Consider the following 17,488-nt stretch of genomic DNA (forward strand, 5'->3'; position numbering starts at 1 on the left):
TTAGTTCTTTTTTTATGAATATTTCAGGTTAAATTGATTCACTTACATATTAGGGAGTGTTGTTTATGTCATTACGCGGACGTATTTTCCGCAAAGAAAGTCGTGATCGTTACATTGAACGCGACAATCGCTTTGAAAAAACCATTTCCGGTGGCGATCTCATTGCCCTCGGAATCGGTGCCGTCATTGGTACCGGTATCTTTATCCTACCTGGTACCGTTGCCGCCACCAAAGCCGGCCCCGCCATCATTCTTTCCTTCGTAGTCGCCGGCATTGTCTGCGCCATCGCCGCCATGTGTTACGCAGAGTTCTCTTCCGCCCTACCAGTTGCCGGCAGTGCTTACTCATATGGCAACGTCATTTTCGGTGAGCTGATCGGTTGGATCCTCGGTTGGGCCTTGATTTTGGAATACGTTCTCGCCGTCGCGGCCGTTTCAACTGGTTGGTCAGCCTACTTTAGTTCTTTTATTTCTGGATTTGGCATTCACATTCCCCAGGCATTATCAGGACCTTTTGATCCCGCTCATGGCACATACATCAACATTGTTGCCATTATCATTGTCTGTCTAATCGCCTTTTTCTTATCAAAGGGTCTCAAATCTTCAATTCGTATCAACAACATTATGGTTATTGTAAAAATTGCAATCATTGTTTTATTCCTTATTGTTGGTGCCTTTTATGTTAAACCAGCAAACTGGCATCCTTTCCTACCATTTGGTGTCAAAGGCATGTTTCAAGGTGCGTCAACCGTCTTCTTCGCTTACCTAGGTTTCGATGCCGTATCTTCTTCTGCTGCTGAAGTAAAGGATCCTGATCGCAATATGCCTTTTGGTATCATTGGTACATTAATCATTGCGACCGTTTTATATATTGGAGTTTCAATTGTTTTAACTGGTATGATTCCCTTTACAAAGTTAAACGTAGCTGATCCCGTTGCCTTTGCACTTCAATCAGTTAACCAAAACTGGATGGCCGGCTTGCTTTCGTTAGGTGCCTTGGCTGGAATGACCACCATGATGGTCACCATGATTTATAGTAGTTCTCGACTTGTATATTCAACTGGTCGAGATGGGCTTTTACCTAAAGTGCTTGGCGAAGTTAGTGCTAATCATTCACCGCTCCACGCCATGACAATTGTTACGATTGTTATTGCCATTTTGGGTGGTTTAGTTCCCTTAGATCAATTAACGAACCTAGTTAATATTGGTACGTTGATTGCCTTCACCGTTGTTTCATTCGGAATTATCCCATTACGTAAACGAAAAGATATTCCTAATCACGGATTCAAAGTTCCTTTCTATCCAGTTTTACCTATTATTTCTGGATTGTTATGTATTTTCCTAATGACTACTCTTTCAGCAGAAACTTGGATTGCTTCCATAATTTGGTTTGCTTTTGGCTTATTGATTTACTTTACTTACGGAATTCATCACAGCCAGTTGGCACAAAAAGATGACACACAAAAATAAATAAGAACGAATAAACGCAGAATAATAGGTAGTTTGTAAATACCTTTTATCCTGCGTTTTTATAACCATCAAATTCAAAACTTAGACCAAATACGTTTATTTACGAGACTTATGACAATTTCAAAACATGTTTTCATCAGTTAGCGTATAATTGGTGCCATACAACTTTTCGGAGGTTTTATATTATGAAAAATAATCAATTTGCTATTGAAACAGTGGATTCAGCCACAGAGCTCAAAGAATTGCGTGCGATTCACTTCATTGATGCTTCAATTGATAATTTGGACGATCCACTTGCAGTTTGGAAAGTTCTACTACACAAAACAATTTTAGAAGCAAAAAGCGAAACAGTTTTTAAACAAAAATTGAACAATTACTTGGCAACTCCCACAGTTGCTCTAGGTGATTTCCTTGAAAGTCAGCAACCACTTACTAATGAAATCTTTTATTGCGTGGCTTTACAACTGCTTCAATTTGATGTGGACAGTGACTTTAAACTCACTGAGCCATTAACAGCCATGAAGAAGATTCAGTTGCCTGTTATTACCGACCCCATCCAATCTAAGGCCGATTTATTGCATGCCTGGTATCTACTTCTATGCACACATACCAAAAACGGCCAAACTTATTTAGATAAGTTAACCCAAGATGGTTATTTTGTGTCATTTTATAAGCAAACTACTCAACCTTTGTTCTTTAACGGCAAGGCACAAGCAGTCTTTGATCCCCACCAATTAATTCGCGATGTGGTCTACGTTGAAGCACCTTTAGACACCGATCAAGATGGTAAGCGCGATTTACTCAAGGTAGAAATTCTTCGTCCACAGCAAACTGAACAGGGCTACAAGGCTCCCGTTTTGTATACGGCCAGTCCTTATAATCAAGGCATCAATGACGAAGCTGGTGATGCTGCCATGCACAATGTAGATGTCAAATTGCAGGCTAAGGAACCTAATCAACTCAATTATAAGGATATTCATTACGCTGAAAAGTCAGCACCATTACCTGCTAAACGTCAAATAGCTGGCGAACAAAAAGAAGCTGACGAAACCTTTGCGATGGAGGCTCCTTATACACTCAACGACTACTTTTTGACTCGTGGTTTTGCCGTTGTTTACGCAGCCGGAATTGGTACCAAAGATTCTGACGGAATTCGTGATACCGGTGCTGTTTCCGAAACTGTTTCAACTATTGCTGTCATTGAATGGTTAGCTGGCAATCGTACTGCCTTTACCAATAAAACTGACAATGTTGAAATCAAAGCTTGGTGGTCCAACGCCAAAATTGCGATGACTGGGCGCTCGTATTTAGGTACGTTAGCAACTGCTGCAGCCACAACCGGTGTTGAGGGCTTAAAGACAGCCATTTCCGAGGCAGCCATCTCAAGTTGGTATGACTATTACCGCGATGGTGGCTTGGTTGCCGCCCCTAATACTTTCCAAGGTGAAGACATGGACGTTTTGGCAACTGAAGTTTTTAGTCGCATGCAAAACCCCGGCGATTATCTTAAAATCAAGGAATACTTTGATCAAGTTTTAACCATTATGGCTAAAGATCAAGATCGCAACACTGGTAACTACAGCCACTATTGGGATGATCGAAATTATTTGAATAACGTCAAAAATATCAAAGCTGATATGGTTATGGTTCACGGTTTAAACGATTGGAACGTTAAACCACGAAACGTTGGTAATCTTTGGAATGCACTCCGCGACGTTCCGGTAGCTAAGAAACTTATTTTGCATCAAGGTCAGCACATTTACATCAATGCTTTTCGTTCCTTGGACTTCACCGATATGATGAATCTTTGGTTCAGTCATGAATTATTTGGTATTGACAATCACGCCAAAGAATTATTACCAGACGTTTTAATTCAGGACAATACCCAACCAGAAACTTGGCATACTTATGAGGATTGGCAATCACCCAAAGATAGTCACCAAATTTTCAATTTTGAGGCTAAAGAATTGGTTCCTGAAACGGTTCCTGTTCGTACTGCTGCCGCTTCGTTTAGCGACCATCTTGATCCAGAAACATTTGACTTCTACAAAAAGCACCTTGATGTTTGGGAACGTGATTTATTAACCACTAACCATGACACAACTGGTGAAAATCGTCTCCGCGACAATCGCTTAATTTTCAAGACAAGTCAGTATGATCAAGATACTTACATTGATGGTCGCGTTCAACTACAGATTAGAGTAGCCGTTAATGAGCCATTTGGGATGTTAAGCTTCCAGCTAGTGGATTATGGGGATGCCAAGCGTTTGACCGTTAGCCCAACAATTCTCGCGTCTAAAGCATTAAGTGGCACATATGACTGGCGTAGAGATAATTTACGTGAGTTTACCTTACAAAAGGAAACTACTCCTTGGAAGATGATTACAAACGGTCATATTAATTTACAAAATCGACACAATAATTATCAAGTAGATGAATTAAAGGCCAATGACTTTTATGATTTGACTGTGGAACTTCAACCGACCTTCTATCATTTATTAGCCGGCCATCAACTTGGATTAGTTGTTTACGCAACTGATTTTGGCACAACGGTCCGTGGTAACCAAGAGTTGCAATACTCTCTACAAATTAACAAGTGCAAAATGAGTTTACCGATTAAATAATTTAATTAACCACTTACATTGGTTTCAAAAAAGATTGAAGAAAAATTTTTCTTCAATCTTTTTAATTTAGCCATTTATCGGTCGTACATGAACAATTTCGCCACTTGTAATTTTTAACTCTTGTTGATTCGTTTTTAAAATTAACGCCCCCTCATTATCAATATCCGAAACCATCCCAGTCACGGTGTGATTTTGTAACTGAACTCGCACTTGCTTACCTATAACAGATGACTTCTCTCGATATTGTTTCATAAAATCTGCTGTTTGATAGGTATTTAAATGTTTAAAGAAATTAATAATAAACTCACTAACAAAATCAGTTTGGTTTTGACTATCTACCTGATCGCTTAATGAAACTGCAATTTGTTTAATATCGTCAGGAAACTTTTGGGTGTTAAGATTTACACCAATGCCAATAACCACACCTGTAATTTGATTTGTCTGGGGATTCGTAATGGCTTCAGCAAGAATTCCTCCTACTTTGCGATTATTTAAAATTAAATCATTCACCCATTTTATGTACAATTTTACTGAAAAGAACTTTTCGATTATTTCAGCACTAGCCACCGCGGTCATTGTAGTTAGTAACCCGGGATTAAATTCTGCGCCCGTCGTCGGAATCAAAAAACTAATATACAATCCCGTATCCTTAGGCGAATAAAAATCGCGACTCAATCGCCCATATCCCCCGGTCTGATGATTAGCAATAAATACCTGTGGCTGCTTGAAAGTGTCAATTTGCTGACCTATTCGTTTAGCTTCCGCATTCGTGGAATCAATTTGATCAAAAGTATGAAATTGCACCGATAACCCTGCGATTGATAAATTACTTTCAATCTTTTTCGAATCAAATTTGATAATAACCGTCTCCTGTTCCTAATTTGTGTTAATCTTACCAATTGATGAACACTAGAACAAGTTAAACATAATTTTTTATCTTCAATTACTTTCTTGCTATGTTATTGTTGTTTTTGTTATACTGCACCATATTAATCTTTGAAGAAAGAAGGTTTCATCATGAATTTTGGTTTGATTGCCCTCATTTTTGCATTAAGTTTTGCGTACATCACTATGAACACAATTCGAACGCTTTTAGAAATGAAGGGATATAAATTTTGGGCTTCATTGCTTTCGATTGCTGAAATTGTAACTTACGTTGTGGGCTTAAGTTTAGTATTAAGCAAATTAAACAATGTTTGGAATGTTGCTGCCTACGCACTAGGTTATGCAACCGGAATTTATTTTGGAACTTGGTTGGAAGACAAGTTGCGTTTAGGTTTATTAGACGTTAACGTTATTCTCCCTAAAACTGATGAAAGCAAGAAATTCGCAGAGAACATTCGTGAAGAAGGTTATGGCGTTACCGTAAAAAATGCGCAGGGTCGCGAAGGTGCGCGTTTAGAATTTGAAATTTTAACTCCAAGAAAACGTGAACAACATCTTTACAACTTTATCGAAGCTAATAATCCCGATGCGTTCATTATTTCTTACGAACCTAAATTTATTAAAGGAGGTTTTTGGCGCAAAACCATGCGAAGACGTATACAAAATCGAGATCGAAACATTGAGTAGTTAGGATTCTTTTGCTAGAATAAGGGTTAACTAAAACGAAATAGGGTGATCTGGTGAAACAAGGAACAAAAATTATCACATTAGATAACGGTTATCATTTATGGACACATACAGACGGCGAAGATAGTAAAATTCATTTGCTTGCCTTGCATGGCGGCCCTGGTGGCAATCATGAATATTGGGAAAACTTTCATGATGAGCTTAAAAAACAAGGTTTAGACGTTCAAGTTCATTACTACGATCAATTAGGTTCATGGTACTCCGATCAACCTGATTATTCTGATCCTAAAATAGCTGACAAGTACCTTACCTACGATTATTTCTTGGATGAGGTTGAAGAAGTTCGTCAAAAACTTGGCATTGATCATTTTTATTTAATTGGTCAATCTTGGGGCGGTGCCTTAACCATGCTTTATGCGCTAAAGTACGGTAGTCATTTGAAGGGTGCCATTATTTCAAGTATGGTCGATAACATCGATGAATACTTGGAACATCAGGATGACATTCGTGATGAGGCACTCTCACCTGAAGATGCTCAGTTCATGCGTGATTGTGAGAAAAATGGTGACTGGCACAATGACCGTTACCAAGAACTGGTTGAAGTTTTGAATCGTGGCTATGTTGATCGTAAACAGCCACCAGCAATCTCACACTTAGTGGATACTACCGCAATTCCTGTTTACAATGCCTTTCAAGGTGACAATGAATTTGTTGTAACTGGTAAATTAAAAGAATGGGACATTCGTGATCAAATCCACAAAATTAATGTACCAACTTTATTAACTTTTGGGGAACATGAAACTATGCCATTAAAGTCTGCACAACGCATGGCACAAGAAATTCCTAACTCTCGGTTAGTTACAACGCCAAACGGTGGCCACCATCACATGATTGATAATGCACCTGTTTACTTTAAACATTTAGCTGACTATCTTCGTGATGTCGAAAACGGCAATTTCTAAAGCTAAACTAAAAAATCTGAAATTACGTTTCATTAATGAACTTTTCATTAATGTGAACCTAATTTCAGCTTTTTTGTCTAAATCGGTAGTTTTTTACTAAAATAGTCGAGTTTTATAGACAAAATTATGCTAAACTTTTATTAACTTATAAATCAAGTAAAGTGATGGATTTTACTTATGTCAACAAAGTTAAAAAAAGAATTTACTTACATAATTTGCATGACTTTTGCCATTTTTGGATTATTTCTCTGTCGAAGTAATTTTCAAGACATTCATTTTGTAGGATCCAAAACTATTAATCGAGTTACGGTCATTCAAAACCGATTCGGAAAAGTTACCGCCTATGAAGGACAGACTTCAGACAACCATAAAGTTGAACTGACAAAAAAGGACTACCAGGCTTGGGAAAACTCCTCCAATTTATCGATCACAAGAAATATTTATCACAGAGCCGATGATCGTTTGGCAGTTAAAGCCTTAAAAGTTGACTGGCAATTATTACCACTTTTTCTTGGTGGCTCTCTTTTAATCATCATCAGTTACTCGATTAGGCTTATCTTAAAATGTTTAATTTATTTCCGATTAGGTAATTCAGCTGTCATGCAACATTTAATTCGTGTGGATTTAATGATGACAACAATCATCTTAGTAATTGGGGTGACACATTGGAGCTACACGAATTACCTTGAACCATCAGCCTTTGATCATTTTCAGTCCGAAACCCGCACAGTTCCAACAACTGCTAAAGTTATTGCAAGAAAGCAAACCACAAGTAGATCGGTAACTTCTCATGGCACATTTTCTACGACCACAAATAAGCTAACTTTTCGTTTTCAAAACGATTTGGGCGTTACACAAAGAGTTGTCCGTGAAGTTCCTAGGAATTTTTATCACCACAAAGCTATTCAAGATTCTCTGATTATTTTACCCTATTCTGACAATTCGGGAGGGATAAGAATATCGTCAGTTTCATTTATCTTGCCTAATTCTTTTCAATGCTTAATTCTGTTTTTAAATTTTGCTTTAATTTGGGTTCTTCCGCAGATACTGATTAATTTTTGGATCACATTGACTCATCTAAATAATAAAAAAATCTATTTAAAAGCTTTCAAAAAGCCAATGATTAGCTCCTTGCTTATTTTAAGTCTGTTCATCTGTGCAACTGGTCAAGGTTATTTTCGAGCACGCACCGTGAACCCTAATGCTTCAATTTATATAACACAAAAGGTCAGAAAAATATAATTTTTCTGACCTTTTCGTATCTGATAATTAAAAAATGAATCGAGTATGGTACGATTGCGGATTATTAATGGGTTTTACTAATAATCCTCCTAAGAGTGGAATATCCAACGATTTATAGGTATTGCCTTTGTCTATTTTTATAGCTGAAACGTGCTAAGAGGAGCAACTTCCTCCGGTTGCCAGTTCTTGCGGTGCGAACTGCCGCCACAAGAATAGACATCGTATGGAACATTAGTGATTATTAGTGGGTTTTACTAATAATCTTCCTAAAAGTGGAATACCCAACGATTTATAGGTATTGCCTTTGTCTATATTTATAGCTGAAACGTGCTAAGAGGAGCAGCTTCCTCCGTTTAGCTACGAAACCCCAACGATTCCTAAACCGAATCATTGGGGTTCCTAGGCTATACTCGGAAGCTAAACGCTCCTCTTAGCACTCTTTTATTTGTCCATTCTCAACTTTTCAACATTCAATTCCTTATCAATCCAATTCGTATAAAAACCATCCTCATGGCTCACAACAATCAGATTACCCCTAAACCGCTGCAACGCCTCGCTCAACGCCGCCTTTGTCTCATCATCCAAATGATTCGTCGGTTCATCCATCACCAAAAAGTTGGACTCCACCAATTCCAACAAACACAGTTTAACCTTCGTCTGTTCGCCACCACTCAAAATATGCATCGGTTTCTGCGTATCCGCCGCATTAATTCCACATTTTGCGAGCTTCGTTCGAATTGTCTTTGGCAACATCGTTGGATACTTATCCTGAATCGTTTCCAACGGATTCAATTCTGGATTATCCCAAATTAATTCCTGGCTAAAATAATTAACTTTAGCAGACGGTGAAAAAACAGTTGTTCCACTCAAAGCCGGAATTTTTCCCAAAATAGACTTAATTAACGTTGATTTTCCAGCTCCATTAAAACCAGAAAAAGCAATCTTTTCTCCTGCCGTTAAGCTAAACGTCACAGGCTCAAGTAATTGACGTTTTCCATAACCCACCGCCAGATTTTTCACAGCCACTGCATTTTGAGAACCCGTTTCAAGATAAGGAAAATCAAAATGCGACCGCAGATTTTCACTTGGTGGATCAATCCTATCTAAATGAGACAACATTTTTTCTCGTGATTTTGCCATCGTAGAATGCGAACCAGCCTTATTTTTACGAATGAACTTTTCAGCCTTTTCGATCACAACTTGCTGTTTTTCAAAAGCCTTTAATTGAGACTCTTTACGCGCATCCTTTTGTTTCATTGCCGCTTTAAAATTACCACGATACTTCGTGATTTTACCAAAAGCCACGTCACAAATACAATTAGTAATTTCCTGCAAAAAATCATAATCATGCGAAATGACAATAAATGCACCAGCAAAGTTGGTTAAATAGTTTTCCAACCATTCAATATGAGCTGTATCCAAATAGTTTGTCGGTTCATCCAAAAGTAACACATCAGGATTTTGTAAAAGTAATTTGGCCAAAATGATTTTTGACCGTTGTCCGCCACTCATTTCACTCACAATGTGGTCTCTACCGATATCATCTAACCCAAGGCCGGTCATCACGTGTGCAATTTCCGTATCAATTTCATAAAAATTATTAGCTTCGAGCGTTTCCTGAATTCGACCAGCCCGCTCCAACAATTCATCATCTAGCTTCTCGGCATAATCAGCATAGTATTGATCCATTTTGTCTTTTAACTCAAATAAACGGGCATACGCTGTGGTTAAAAATTGATAGAGCGTGTCTCCGTCTGGAATATCAGCATACTGATCCAAATACCCATAAGTGACTTTATTTTGCCATTTTACACTACCTTCATCAGGTAAAATTGCACCGGTTAAAATTTTAATTAACGTACTTTTCCCTGCACCATTTTGACCAACAATGCCCATATGATCCTGTTTGTTAAGTTCAAAACCCGCATCTTCATATAACTTTTTATCCGCAAATCCATGCGATAAATTTTCCACCGCTAATATACTCATAATTCTCACTTTCTATCCGTTCCTAAATCGACTAATAGTAACCGTATCACAAAGGTCTAAATACCGTCAACTGCAGTGATTTATAGGGAACGCTTCAATTTCTAATAGATAGTGCTTACATTTTACTCTAATTGATACAACAAACAACACACAGGTTTTTAGTATATTCTTCATCATGTAATTCACTAAGGTTTTAAAGGATAAAAATTCATAAGAAACGAATATGCTATACTATTGTTAATTAATTCAATTTTATTTGAGTAAGGAAGTTTTTATCATGAACGTTCGCGAAATTGATCATATTGTCTTAACCGTTACCAACGTCGAAAAAAGTTTACGTTTTTACCATGAAGTGTTTGATATGCCCATTTTAACTTTTGACGGCGATCGAAAAGCAGTTCTTTGTGGTAAGCAAAAAATCAACTTTCAATTAGTTGATCATCCTCATGAACCAGTTGCCAACAAACCCACACCCGGTTCGGCCGATTTGTGTATTGTTGTAAAAGACAAGCTTCCCGAAGTTATTAACCATCTTAAAAGTTATTACGTTAATATTATTGAAGGCCCTGTTCAAAAAACTGGTGCGCACGGAAAACTTACTTCCGTTTATGTCCGTGACCCAGACAATAATCTAATTGAAATTAGTAATTATTAAACCAGTTTAAAGTATTTAAAAAGCTTTTGGCAAGTTAGAATCTTAACTATAACCAAAAGCTTTTATTTTAATTTATTTGCGAACTTGACCATTTCCACGAATGACATACTTTGTTGACGTGATTTCGTTAAGTCCCATCGGCCCACGAGCATGTAATTTCTGCGTACTAATGCCAATTTCCGCACCAAAGCCAAACTCATACCCATCCGTAAAGCGTGTTGAGGCATTTACATATACAACAGCGGCATCAATTTCTTTGGTGAATCGCTCACTATGCGCGTAGTTATTGGTGATAATTGCTTCACTATGTTTAGTATTGTAGCGGTTAATATGGGCAATCGCTTGATCCAAATTATCAACAATCTTAATTGCCATAATATAATCGTTATACTCGGTTCCCCAGTCATCATCGTTTGCCAAACTTATTTCTGGCAAAATTTGTTTAGCTCGTGCATCCCCACGTAAATCAACATTAAACGGCTTTAATGCTCGCGCAACCATTGGCAACAGTTTTTCTGCTACAGCCTGGTTCACGACTAATTTTTCCATTGCGTTACATACTGAAGGACGTTGTGTTTTCGCATTGACAACAATATTAGTAGCCATTTGTAAATCGGCTCCTTCATCCACATACACGTGGCAATTACCCGCCCCAGTTTCGATGACAGGAACTTTGGCCTTCTGAACAACCATTTGGATAAATTTGGCACTTCCACGAGGAATCAAAACATCCAGATATTCTGTTAACTGCATCAACGCAGTAGCCGTTTCATGTGAAGTGTCTGTCACGAGTTGAATATCATCCGCCAAAACATGCTCACTTGTCAGTGCCTCACGCAAGGCAGTTACTAACGCTTGATTAGAATGAATGGCTTCCTTTCCACCACGTAAAATAACCGCACTACCAGCCTTAAACGTTAATCCCGCAGCATCAACGGTGACATTTGGACGCGCCTCATAGATCATGCCAATTACACCCATTGGTACCCGGATTTGTGAAATGTCCAAACCAGCTTCCGTGGTCCATCCTTTAAGAACTTCACCAATTGGATCGGCCAAACCAGCGACTTCCTCTAAGCCATCCGCCATACTGTTAATACGCGCTTCATCAAGCTTCAAACGATCCAGCATCACTTTTCTAACACCGTTATTTTGAGCATCATGCATATCAATTTCATTGGCTTTTAAAATGGCAGCGCTATTCTCTCGAATTTTGGATGCCATCGTTTTTAAAACTTGATTTTTTTTGATTGTCGACAATTGAGAAAGCTGCTGTTCTGCCACTTTTGCATTTTGGCCCATTTGCGTTAATGTGATCATGCTAATCCTTCTTTCGTGACAACCTGTTTTGGTTCAAAGAGCGTACCGACTGGTTCACCAGCTAAAATATTATAAATAATGCGCGGATTTTTACCATTCGCTAAGACCATTTTTTGATGATTTTTAAGAATACGTTTGGCCGCTTTAAGTTTGGTCACCATGCCACCAGTTCCAAACTTAGTTCCGACACCACCCGCGGCTTGAATCACCGATCCATCAATACTGGTAATCGTATGATACAATTCGGCGTTAGGATTTGAAAGTGGATTGCCAGAGTAAAAGCCATCAATGTCTGACAACATAATCAATAAATCAGCATCAATGAGATTGGCTACAATTGCAGACAACTGATCATTGTCCCCAAATTTGGTTTTGTGATCTAATTCATCAACAGAAACAGTATCATTTTCGTTCACAATTGGAATGACGTTCATCTTTAAAAGTTCCTGAAACGCATTGAAAACATTTTTCTTACTTTGTGGATAAACCAGTACATCCCGCGTCAACAACATTTGGGCAACTGATTTACCATAGTGCTGAAACTCCCGTTCATATATACCAAGTAATTCTCCTTGTCCAACTGAAGCAACTGCCTGTTGAGCAGGGATTGTGTCCGGCCGTTTGCTGAGACCAAGACGTCCCATTCCCACACCAATTGCACCTGATGAAACCAAAACGACTTCTTTACCCTGATTCTTTAAATCACTTAACACAAAAGCAAGTCGTTCAATCGCACGCAAATTTAATTTACTTGTATCTTGATACAGTAACGAACTTGTTCCGATTTTAATGACAATTCGTTTTGCATCTATATTTCTTTTATTCATGTTGCCACCGTTTCACTTTATAAGTTTCAATTCATAATTATTCTACACGCGTTCTATCATACCGAAATTCACGTATTTGTCCAAGTATTCGTCTTTTTTATAATAAAAACTAAAAGTTGAAAGTATCAAAATTACTTCAATAACTGCTGTTAAACGACTTAGACTCCAAAAAATAGTTTAACCGCCGTCCTGCAGCTCACTTGGTCTGGAAGACGACATTTAAGTCTAATTTTGTTACCATGAACACTTTTGTGTCAGGCAATTAGATACATTTTTGTGCTTTCAATCTTTAGATAAAAAAACGGCACTTTTAGTTGTTTAGCCCAATTAACTCAATAATTTTTAAAAATTATTGAATTAATTTACACTAATGCTCAAAAGTTAACCGTTTTTCTTACACTATTTATTTTAAAATTTTAGCATCAAAATCTGGTTTCAATAAGTACTTTGCATCAAACTCAGGATCTTGTGAAGTTAAAATCTTTGGACCATCTGTTGTGACAACCAATGTATGTTCATATTGACAACTTAAGCTGCCATCCATGGTTGTGACCGTCCAGCCATCTGGTGCAGACGTGTCACAACGCCAATCGCCGACGTTAACCATTGGTTCAATTGTAATTGTCATACCAGCCTTCAAGCGCAAGCCTCGACCTGCATCACCATAGCCAGGGACCATTGGATCTTCATGCATAGTAGGTTGAATACCATGACCGACAAACTCACGCACATCACCATAACCGTGTTCATCTTCAATGTAGTGTTGCATAGCATGACCAATATCCCCAATTCGATTACCAGGAACTGCTTGATCAATACCAAGATACAATGCTTTTTTGGTCACATCCATCAGATTTTTAACTTCATCACTGACGTTTCCCACTGCGTATGCCCAACATGAATCAGACATATAGCCATCAACACTCACAACTGTATCAACTTTGACTAAATCGCCGTCTTTAATAAGAAGATCTTTACGTGGAAAACCGTGACAAACTTCATTATTAACGCTGACACAAGTTGCATATTCATAACCTTCAAAACCTTTTTCTTCAGGTTTAGCGTTATTTTCAGCTAAATAACGTAAAGCAAACTTTTCAATATCCCAACTTGAAATTCCTGGCTTAACAATGTTTCGTAAGCCAATATGCATCCCGGCTAATACAGCACCGGATTTTTGCATGCCTTTAATTTCTCGTTCTGATTTTAATGTGATCATTTCACTATCTCCCAATTTTTTAATTCATCTACTCTATCTTAGCACAAGTCAAAACACTTGGTTTAGTCTGTATGTTTTCAACCAAGTCACCTAATTTTGTGTACTTTCAGAACTGGAAACAAACGTCTGCCAGTCCGGTGCCCAAACAATCCCCATTGATTTTTCACCTGTATGGACGCCCATAAACGGACCGATCTTTCCTGTTTCAATTAAAGCATTTCCATAGCGCTCGCCTAACTCTAAACGCCACTGTTTGTTCAACTCGCTATCATTAGCATCAAGTACACTAATACGTTGATTACCTGAATTATTTAAAAGTTGTTTATCCATCATTAATTTTACTTTTTTAAACGCATTATCCATATGATGCGCATTGGTTACCAGCGCTAGTCTGCCTGTTTCGTTAAACGTTAAAATTGTTCGCGTTCCTAGAATAGCCCCAATCAATGGAGAACGGCTCATGATACGACCAGTTTTAGATAAAGCACGCATATTATAAACAATTAACAGAAATGTGGTGGCTTTTTGGAGAGCCTCAACTTGTTTCAAAATGGTATGAATAGACTTTCCTTGTTCAACAAGTTTTGCAGCCAAAAGTGCAAGATTTCCCTCTGCTGCACAGGCCATCATTGAATCGATCGCATAAACATCAAGGTCTTTAACTGAAGGGGCAAAAGCCTTCAAATTGGTAATGAAGCCACTTAGTCCGCCCGAAACACCCACACAAATTGCAGCTTCATATCCCTCTTTAGCTAGATTAGTGAAGACACCTTGCATTTCTGTCATTGCTACTTGGGAAGCAGTCGGAACCGTTTTGTCATTTCTGAGTTTTTCATAGAAGTCAGCAACTGACAGATCAACGCCTTCACGATATAAATGATTACCAAATAAAATTGGTTGATTAATTACAACCAAATGATACTGCTGAACTAGCGTTTCGGGAATATTAGCGGAACTATCAACAACAACCGCAATTTTCATTTTGTCACCTAGTTTTCACTTTTGAATCTAAATATTTTTCCAACTTATCTTTTGGATAGTATCCAGTAACCTTTTCAACAGCTTTTCCATCACGAAATAACACTAGTGCTGGAATACTCATGATTTTGTATTGTTCTGCAATTTCTTGTTGATGATCAACGTTGAGTTTACCAAATTTAATTTTACCTTCGTAACTGGATTCAAGTTGATCTAAGACAGGTTCAAGCATTTTACAAGGACCACACCAAGGAGCCCAAAAATCAACAAGAACGAGTCCATCGGCAGTTTCTTGATCAATATTATAACTTGTAATGGTAACGGCCATGTGGTTTTCCTCCGTTTATGAAGCTTATGAATGAATTATAGCATAGTAAAGAAAGTGAGCGAAACCAGGCGTTTAGCCACAACGAAATAAGAAAGATGGAAGCGGGATCGTATCCCGCTGGGAATCTTGCTTATTTTGATGTGGCTGCCTGGTGTAGCTGTCCTAAGAAAGTGAGTGAAACCAGGCGTTTAGCTACAGCAAAATAAGAAAGATGGAAGCGGGATCGTATCCCGCTGGGAATCTTGCTTATTTTGATGTGGCTGCCTGGTGTAGCTGTCTTAAGAAAGTGAGTGAAACCAGGCGTTTAGCTACAGCAAAATAAGAAAGATGGAAGCGGGATCGTATCCCGCTGGGAATCTTGCTTATTTTGATGTGGCTGCCTGGTGTAGCTGTCTTAAAGAAAGTGAGCGTAGCCAGGCGTTTAGCCTCAGCAAAATAACAAAGATGAAAGTTAAGCCAGGAGACCGCATTTGTTTATTTTTTAATCTTCACACGATAATAATGTACAACCAGCGTGATTAATACAGCAGCCACAACGATTAAAGCAAAAATTCCTGACGGAATCTCCCATCCAATCATTGGAATAGAAACAAAGAGTTTAACACCGATAATGGCAATCAGAAAATAAGCCATGGTTTCCAACTCTGGAATTTTTCGCATGACATTCATAATAATTTCTGCAATTCCTCGCATACACAAAATACCGATCATTCCACCGATTAAAACGATCACAGGATTAGATGAAATTGCCAACGATGCTAAAACAGAATCCACAGAAAAGATAATATCCATCATTTCAATTTGAATCACTACTGACCAAAATAACGACAAATGTCCTCTTTTTTTTACAGTCATATTATTAGTAGGTTGCTTTTTTTCTTTAGATTTGGGCGCAAAGTAGCGATATACCATATATAAAAGATAGAGCGCCCCAATTATTTTGATTTCCCAAATATGAATCAGATATGTGCCAATTCCAATAACTAAGAAACGAAACACATAGGCTCCCCAAAGTCCATAGAACAATGATTTTTCACGTTCTTTTAAATTCGTTAGGACTTGTGTCTGAGTTGCTAAAACAACTGCGTTATCAACGGAAAGCAAGCATTCGATCATGACTAAAGATAAAATAATCATCCAATCATTACTTGATGTTAGCACCGTTTCCCAGTTGTGCGGGTCAAAAAAAGGACCGTATAATTTTGAAATTAATTGCATCGCTGGTGCTCCTTTCCATGGATAAAATAATACCACAATCCATCTTAAACAACTCATTATATTTACCGATTTAAACTTTCTTTTCTTCCTTACATGGACGCAGACACTGCATTGGACTAAAATTACCCTATACGGACTTAGAACTTCTCAGCGAGGAAACAAAATGATTTCTGAAAAAAAGATCAATTCACAACATACATGGGTGGCAATTAACCAACCAACACCATCTGAAATTGAAAAAATAATTCATCATTATCATGTAACTGAAGAAATGTTAGGCTATGCCGTTGACCCGAATGAACGTGCACGAATCGAAACAGATCGCGATGCCAATATTTTTCTCATTATTTTTGATGTCCTATCTAAGGATATTACCGATAGTGGCAGTACTGAACCAATTGGCATTATGTTGGTTAACGATTATATTTTAACTTTTACGCGAACTTCAACGGAATTTGTTGAAACCATCTTTAACCAACAACTGACTACTGCCATTGAACATGCCAAAACAGAAGTCACGCCATTAACAATTATTTTTCGCACCCTTTACCGACTCTCTGTTCAGTATTTTGATGCTGTTACCAATATCAATCGACAACGACAACAAATTCAAAAAACGATGATTCATCATATCTCACGACATTCTATCTCTGATATGCTTCATCTTGAAACGAGTTTGGTTTATTATTTAACTTCACTAAAAACTAATAACGCATTGTTAACTAGCATGAATCGTATGCAAGATATTCAAATGACAAAAGATCAACATGAACAACTCGAAGATGTTATTGTTGAATCTCAACAAGGTGAAGAAATGGCTCAGTTAGCCACTGATATTATCGAACGTGTCGCCAATGCCAATTCAAACATTTTGGACAGTGATTTGAATAACACAATGAAATTTTTAACCGTTTTTTCTATTGTATTGGCTGTTCCTTCGATTGTTTTTGGTTTTTTTGGTCAAAACGTTTTGGTTCCCTTCCAGCATTCAATAGTCGGTTGGGAGGTCACAATTCTAATTACAATTATTTTAATTTTAATTGTGCTTTTGGTTTTAAACTTCAATAACTTTTTTAAAAAATAAT

15 protein-coding genes are annotated in these 17,488 nt (G+C 37.8%); 7 read left to right on the top strand and 8 right to left on the bottom strand.

From position 1 onward, the window contains the following. Positions 1 to 65: 65 nt before the first annotated feature. Positions 66 to 1,469 (top strand): APC family permease, encoded by a 1,404-nt coding sequence (locus IV87_RS04435; RefSeq protein ID WP_057805857.1) that lies wholly within the window; start codon positions 66 to 68, stop codon positions 1,467 to 1,469. A 185-nt stretch (positions 1,470 to 1,654) separates the two neighbouring features. Then, positions 1,655 to 4,093 carry a Xaa-Pro dipeptidyl-peptidase gene (locus IV87_RS04440; protein ID WP_057805860.1) on the top strand — a complete coding sequence of 813 codons (2,439 nt, stop codon included), beginning with the start codon at positions 1,655 to 1,657 and terminating at the stop codon, positions 4,091 to 4,093. Between the two features lie 66 nt (positions 4,094 to 4,159). Here IV87_RS04440 and IV87_RS04445 read toward each other — a convergent pair whose 3' ends face one another. Further along, the gene (locus tag IV87_RS04445; RefSeq protein ID WP_057805862.1) at positions 4,160 to 4,897 is read right to left on the bottom strand and encodes a biotin--[acetyl-CoA-carboxylase] ligase; all 738 of its coding nucleotides are present in this window, start codon (positions 4,895 to 4,897) and stop codon (positions 4,160 to 4,162) included. Between the two features lie 213 nt (positions 4,898 to 5,110). Here IV87_RS04445 and IV87_RS04450 point away from each other — a divergent pair, with 213 nt between their 5' ends. From IV87_RS04450 to IV87_RS04460, 3 genes are all read left to right on the top strand, one after another. Then, the gene (locus IV87_RS04450; RefSeq protein ID WP_057805864.1) at positions 5,111 to 5,665 is read left to right on the top strand and encodes a DUF2179 domain-containing protein; all 555 of its coding nucleotides are present in this window, start codon (positions 5,111 to 5,113) and stop codon (positions 5,663 to 5,665) included. Positions 5,666 to 5,718: 53 nt separating this feature from the next. Continuing rightward, positions 5,719 to 6,627 (top strand): proline-specific peptidase family protein, encoded by a 909-nt coding sequence (locus IV87_RS04455; RefSeq protein WP_057805866.1) that lies wholly within the window; start codon positions 5,719 to 5,721, stop codon positions 6,625 to 6,627. A 177-nt stretch (positions 6,628 to 6,804) separates the two neighbouring features. Further along, positions 6,805 to 7,869, top strand: a complete 1,065-nt coding sequence (locus IV87_RS04460) for a hypothetical protein (RefSeq protein WP_057805868.1) — start codon at positions 6,805 to 6,807, stop codon at positions 7,867 to 7,869. A 441-nt stretch (positions 7,870 to 8,310) separates the two neighbouring features. Here IV87_RS04460 and IV87_RS04465 read toward each other — a convergent pair whose 3' ends face one another. Continuing rightward, the gene (locus IV87_RS04465; RefSeq protein WP_057805870.1) at positions 8,311 to 9,858 is read right to left on the bottom strand and encodes an ABC-F family ATP-binding cassette domain-containing protein; all 1,548 of its coding nucleotides are present in this window, start codon (positions 9,856 to 9,858) and stop codon (positions 8,311 to 8,313) included. 277 nt (positions 9,859 to 10,135) lie between these two features. Here IV87_RS04465 and IV87_RS04470 point away from each other — a divergent pair, with 277 nt between their 5' ends. Next, positions 10,136 to 10,513: a VOC family protein gene (locus IV87_RS04470; protein WP_057805871.1), complete on the top strand. Its 378-nt coding sequence runs from the start codon at positions 10,136 to 10,138 to the stop codon at positions 10,511 to 10,513. 72 nt (positions 10,514 to 10,585) lie between these two features. Here the strand turns inward: IV87_RS04470 and IV87_RS04475 are convergent, their stop codons facing one another. From IV87_RS04475 to IV87_RS04500, 6 genes are all read right to left on the bottom strand, one after another. Further along, positions 10,586 to 11,833: a glutamate-5-semialdehyde dehydrogenase gene (locus tag IV87_RS04475; protein WP_057805873.1), complete on the bottom strand. Its 1,248-nt coding sequence runs from the start codon at positions 11,831 to 11,833 to the stop codon at positions 10,586 to 10,588. Then, a complete protein-coding gene (proB, locus tag IV87_RS04480; RefSeq protein WP_057805875.1) occupies positions 11,830 to 12,660 on the bottom strand; it encodes a glutamate 5-kinase in 831 nt (276 codons plus the stop codon). Before proB ends, IV87_RS04475 begins: the two co-directional genes overlap by 4 nt. Positions 12,661 to 13,063: 403 nt before the next feature. Then, complete coding sequence (gene map / locus IV87_RS04485; RefSeq protein WP_057805877.1) at positions 13,064 to 13,879, bottom strand: type I methionyl aminopeptidase; 816 nt, start codon at positions 13,877 to 13,879, stop codon at positions 13,064 to 13,066. A 90-nt stretch (positions 13,880 to 13,969) separates the two neighbouring features. Next, positions 13,970 to 14,860, bottom strand: coding sequence for a DegV family protein (locus IV87_RS04490; protein ID WP_057805879.1), 891 nt, complete (start codon positions 14,858 to 14,860; stop codon positions 13,970 to 13,972). A gap of 4 nt (positions 14,861 to 14,864) precedes the next feature. After that, positions 14,865 to 15,185, bottom strand: coding sequence for a thioredoxin (gene trxA / locus IV87_RS04495; RefSeq protein WP_057805881.1), 321 nt, complete (start codon positions 15,183 to 15,185; stop codon positions 14,865 to 14,867). 474 nt (positions 15,186 to 15,659) lie between these two features. Continuing rightward, complete coding sequence (locus IV87_RS04500; protein WP_057805883.1) at positions 15,660 to 16,403, bottom strand: TerC family protein; 744 nt, start codon at positions 16,401 to 16,403, stop codon at positions 15,660 to 15,662. Positions 16,404 to 16,566: 163 nt separating this feature from the next. On the opposite strand from IV87_RS04500, the gene IV87_RS04505 reads away from it, so the two are divergent. Beyond that, a complete protein-coding gene (locus tag IV87_RS04505) occupies positions 16,567 to 17,487 on the top strand; it encodes a magnesium transporter CorA family protein (protein WP_057805885.1) in 921 nt (306 codons plus the stop codon). Position 17,488 lies beyond the last annotated feature (1 nt).

The organism is Pediococcus ethanolidurans (genome assembly GCF_001437405.1).
In the GTDB taxonomy this organism is placed as follows: domain Bacteria; phylum Bacillota; class Bacilli; order Lactobacillales; family Lactobacillaceae; genus Pediococcus; species Pediococcus ethanolidurans.